Raw genomic sequence first — 1,277 nt, 5'->3', positions numbered from 1 at the left:
GGCTGTTCATCGGATTGGATGTGTCATTGGCGAAGACTGCGGTCTGCGCCATCACCGAGCACGGCAAGATCGTGAAGGAAGCGCAGGTCGCCAGTGACCCAGAGGCCGTGGCGGGATATGTGCTGGCGTTGGGCGGAACGGTTGCAACGATAGGGCTGGAGGCCGGCCCTTTGTCGCAGTGGCTGCATCGCGGGCTCACTGACGTCGGACTGGATGTGGTTTTGATGGAGACCCGCCAGGTGAAGGGCGCGCTCAAGGCAATGCCGATCAAAACCGATCGTCGTGACGCCGAGGGGATTGCTCGGCTGCTTCACCTCGGATGGTTCCGCCCGGTGCACTGCAAATCCATTTCGGCGCAGGAAGTCCGCGCCCTTCTGGGCGCCCGCAAGGCGATTCAGCAGGGGATGATCGCGCTGGAACTGTCGCTGCGGGGTCTGCTGAGGAACTTCGGCTTGAAGGTAGGCGCGATCTCCCGCGGTCGCTTCGACGTCCGCATTCGTGAACTTGCCGAAGGCAATGCCATGCTGGAGGCCGCAACAGCGCCCATGCTCCGGGCGCGCGCCAGCTTGCGCCACGAACTCGCCGGGCTCGAGCGACAGGTCCGGCTCCTTGCGCAGGAAGACCCCATCTGCCGCCTCCTGATGACGATGCCCGGCATCGGCGCTGTCGTCGGCTTGACCTTCCGATCCGCGGTTGATGATCCGACGCGGTTCTCTTCATCGAAAAAAGTGGGACCCTGGGTCGGCCTGACGCCATCGCGCAACCAATCCGGCGAGCGCGACGTCTCGGGCGGCATCACCCGCGCCGGTGACGCAAATCTCCGAAGAGCACTTTGCCAGGCGGCCACCGTCATGATGAACCGTGGGCGCTCATCATGGCTGAGAAGCTGGGCGGCACAGGTGGCGAAGCGCAGGGGTACGAAGCGTGCAATGGTCGCGCTGGCGCGGCGGATAGGGTCTATTCTGCACCGGATGTGGAGTGATGGCACGGTGTTCCAATCCGACGTTCCCCCGGCCGCCATGTCGGCCTGACCGCCGTTCGCGTGGTCGCAAGCTGCCGTTGATGCCTGCCTGAGCGCAGGCCTTCGAGGTCCCCACCGGGACGCGGTTCCGATTGATGCCGTGGTCAGGACTGTCGCCGACCTCGGTCGAGCGCGCCTATGAGATAGGCACATCGGACGCCGTATTGGACCAGCATCATGTTGGCAGCCGTCGCGCTGACCACGGACCGAAGCATGAACCCGGGGAGATCTCAGGGCGAGGCCGCGTAGCCAGCCA

At 64.8% G+C, this 1,277-nt stretch carries 1 protein-coding gene; it reads left to right on the top strand.

All coding sequences use genetic code 11. The features are described 5' to 3' along the window. Nucleotides 1-2: 2 nt before the first annotated feature. Nucleotides 3-1,031, top strand: coding sequence for an IS110 family RNA-guided transposase (locus AC1DIO_RS35265; RefSeq protein ID WP_476854941.1), 1,029 nt, complete (start codon nt 3-5; stop codon nt 1,029-1,031). The last annotated feature ends 246 nt before the right edge of the window (nt 1,032-1,277 follow it).

It is taken from the genome of Allobosea sp. 05T439, assembly GCF_056396005.1.
Note: the sequence above shows the minus strand (reverse complement) of the source record. Positions and strands in the feature narration are given on the sequence as shown.